Source organism: Psychrobacter sp. T6-1 (genome assembly GCF_052258445.1).
The window spans coordinates 1-3,341 of sequence record NZ_JBQQFC010000271.1 but is presented as its reverse complement, the minus strand read 5'-3'; the positions used below and the strand labels follow the sequence as shown (position 1 = coordinate 3,341).

Here is a 3,341-nt window from a genome sequence, read left to right as displayed (position 1 = left end):
CAATCCTTTTTAGTTACGCTTTGATGCATAGACGTAGCCACTTAGCTTTGTGGTTTACGCTTCATCTTGTCAAAGAACTCATCGTTGGTTTTGACTTCTTTTAGGCGATCTAATAAGAACTCAGTCGCTTGCACGCCGTCCATAGGTTGGAGTAGTTTGCGTAATATCCAAACCTTGCGCAGCATGTCCTCATCCATCAAGCGCTCTTCGCGGCGGGTGCCTGATTTTTTGATATTAATCGCTGGGAAGACACGTTTTTCAGCCAAATCACGCTCAAGGGTAATCTCTTGGTTACCCGTACCCTTAAACTCCTCAAAGATAACGCTGTCCATCTTGCTACCCGTATCGATAAGTGCAGTTGAGATGATAGTCAAGCTGCCGCCTTCTTCGATATTTCGCGCTGCACCAAAAAAGCGTTTTGGGCGCTCAAGCGCATTGGCATCAAGACCACCAGTGAGCACTTTGCCTGATGACGGAATAACGGTGTTATAAGCGCGGGCCAGACGAGTAATCGAATCGAGCAAAATGACTACGTCTTGTTTGTGCTCAACCAAGCGTTTGGCTTTTTCGATGACCATATCAGCGACTTGAACGTGGCGCTGTGGCGGCTCATCAAAGGTCGACGCCACAACTTCACCGCGTACTGTACGCTCCATCTCTGTCACTTCCTCTGGACGTTCATCGATTAAGAGTACGATCAAATAGCATTCAGGATTGTTGCGCGTGATGGATTGGGCGATAGATTGTAACAGTACCGTTTTACCCGCTTTTGGTGGGGCGACGATAATAGAGCGCTGACCTTTACCAATAGGGGCGATTAGATCAATCATACGACCGGTCAGATCTTCGGTAGTACCATTGCCAAGCTCAAGCTTGAGCTGCTCGGTTGGAAATAGTGGGGTCAAATTCTCAAAGATAAGCTTGTGACGTGAGCGATCTGGAGTATCAAAGTTGATTTCGCCGACTTTTAATAAGGCAAAATAACGCTCAGAATCCTTTGGTGGACGAATAGTACCTGCGATACTATCACCAGTCTTTAGACTGAATCTGCGGATCTGGCTAGGGCTGACATAAATATCATCAGGTCCTGCCAAATAAGAGCCCTCAGAGGAGCGCAAAAAGCCAAAACCGTCTGGAAGCACTTCTAAAACGCCATCACCATAAATGGCTTCGCCGTTTCTAGCATGAGTCTTTAAGATAGCAAAGATAATGTCTTGTTTGCGGCTACGCGCCATATTATCAAGACCCATCTCTTTGGCGATAGCCAACAGCTCGGCGATTGATTTTTTCTTTAATTCAGTTAAATTCATAGAGAGGTCATTAGCAGTTTATCGAGCGGGAGGGCCAGATGTGGCGTAGTCCGCAAAGTTGATTAAAGCAAGAGTAGTATAGCGATATCATGCACAAAATAAGCGTTTTAGGCTATAGCATGTAAGAAGTATTAGAGTACAGCGTATAAAAGCTAGGCAATAGAAAATAGATGAGAGTCTATAGCAGAGCTCAATTGTCGTCGTAGGCATTATTTTGTATTGATTGCTGGTCATAAAGACAGCGGTGTTTTGTGGTAACAACACGAAGAGAATAACGATAAGGAACCTAGAAAAACGGCTGCGTTTCTCTTGTCAGCAGACTATACGGTTAATGGCAGGGTATTGTCAATTATTTTTGCTAAAAAAGTCTTATAATCCATTTTTTTGTATAAAAGACAACCAAAAAGCCATTATCTATGACAGATAATGGCTTTTTATAAATTAACGATGCAGCTAATAATAAGATTATAGATGCTTGTCTAATACTTTGGCCAGCTCGCCTTTAGGCTGCAGACCCATCACTGAGTCTACTTTTTCGCCGTCTTTAAAGACAAATAGCGTTGGAATGTTGCGAATACCAAAACGGCTCGCCGCTTGTGGGTTATTATCAACATCCACCTTAACGATTTTGACTTTGCCTTCGTATTCGCTTGCCAAGTCTTCTAAGATAGGGGCGATCGCTTTACAAGGACCGCACCAAGTAGCCCAAAAATCAACAAGTACAGGGACGTCGGCTTGCAATACATCTTGGTCAAAATTGGCATCGGTAGTGTTTACGATTAGGTCTGACATAATATTCTCTCTTATTTTATTATCGGTAAAATCATCTAAGATGGTGATTAAGTAATCAGTAGAGTGATGACTTGTAATATGTAATAGGCTAGTTATATTAGCATGTTTGTACATTCTTGACAGACACAAGTAGGTTGAATTGGCTAACAATTACTATTGATACAATAAATCGAAACACAAAAGTACAGGTTGTATGCTGTCTGTCACGCATTGCCTTATCTTTTATCTTAATTCTCAAATATCATGTACTTTATATTATCTTTAATCTCTCAATACAAGTAACTGACCTTTATGTTTTTCTCTGATGCTAGTATCGCTGCGCTTAATGCGCAAGAAATCGCTTATCCGCCTGAATTTTTTCAACAATTTGCCAAGGACGTTACTGTCTATGAGGACGATGATATTTGGGTAGTGGACAAGCCCGCTGGACTATTGAGTGTCGATGGTAAGACATTAAAGGTGAGTTTGCTTGCCAGACTTGAGCGCGCCAATCCTGCGGTAAAGCTCATTCATAGACTAGATATGGATACCTCAGGTCTACTGATATTTGCCAAAAACGCGGCTGCGCAGACGCATATTAGTAAGCAGTTTATTGAGCGCTTACCGCAAAAAAAGTATCAAGCTAGGGTGTTTGGCAAGTGGCAAGAGGTCGGTGTAAAAGGCGAGATATCAGCGCCTGTTCGCTATGAGCCAACGCTCAAGCCGCGCCACATCGTCGATCGTGACTGGCCAAAACATGCGCTAACCCTATATGAGGTGTTGGATTTTGAGGTATGTCAGGGGCAGACAGTCACTCGAGTCGCACTCAAACCCGTGACAGGTCGCAGTCATCAGTTGCGCGTGCATATGGTGCATGTCGGTCACGTCATTATCGGTGATCCTATCTATGCCGAAGGCTCAGCACTAACTGTTGCGCCAAGGCTCAATCTTCATGCCGAGCATCTGCGCCTAAAGCATCCTGTCCTAGGCGCTTGGATGGATTGGGAGAGTCCAAGTCCTTTTTAAAGTGTTGCATGCAGATACTTTTTATCTGTAATCACACAGACTATGCCAAAAATACTATGCCAAAAATAACAATAAGGTTTAAATGATGACAGCGATATTTAAAAGAATTAAAAATCAAAAGAAAACACCGCTAGCAGCAGATTATGATGTACTGATCATTGGCGCTGGCATTGCAGGTATCGATATGGCTTGCCGCTTACAGCAAGCAAAAAATAAACCCCTGTTTCGCCCAAA

3 protein-coding genes are annotated in these 3,341 nt (G+C 43.3%); 1 reads left to right on the top strand and 2 read right to left on the bottom strand.

Features of this window, described 5'->3' with window-relative positions; translation table 11 throughout:
- Positions 1–41: 41 nt before the first annotated feature.
- On the bottom strand, positions 42–1,310 hold the full coding sequence (gene rho / locus ACTXGO_RS11470) for a transcription termination factor Rho (RefSeq protein ID WP_317200084.1): 1,269 nt from the start codon (positions 1,308–1,310) through the stop codon (positions 42–44).
- A gap of 465 nt (positions 1,311–1,775) precedes the next feature.
- Positions 1,776–2,102 carry a thioredoxin gene (gene trxA / locus ACTXGO_RS11465; protein WP_317200085.1) on the bottom strand — a complete coding sequence of 109 codons (327 nt, stop codon included), beginning with the start codon at positions 2,100–2,102 and terminating at the stop codon, positions 1,776–1,778.
- A 291-nt stretch (positions 2,103–2,393) separates the two neighbouring features.
- Between trxA and ACTXGO_RS11460 the strand changes: the two genes are divergently transcribed.
- Positions 2,394–3,107, top strand: coding sequence for an RluA family pseudouridine synthase (locus ACTXGO_RS11460; protein WP_443574586.1), 714 nt, complete (start codon positions 2,394–2,396; stop codon positions 3,105–3,107).
- Positions 3,108–3,341: the final 234 nt, after the last annotated feature.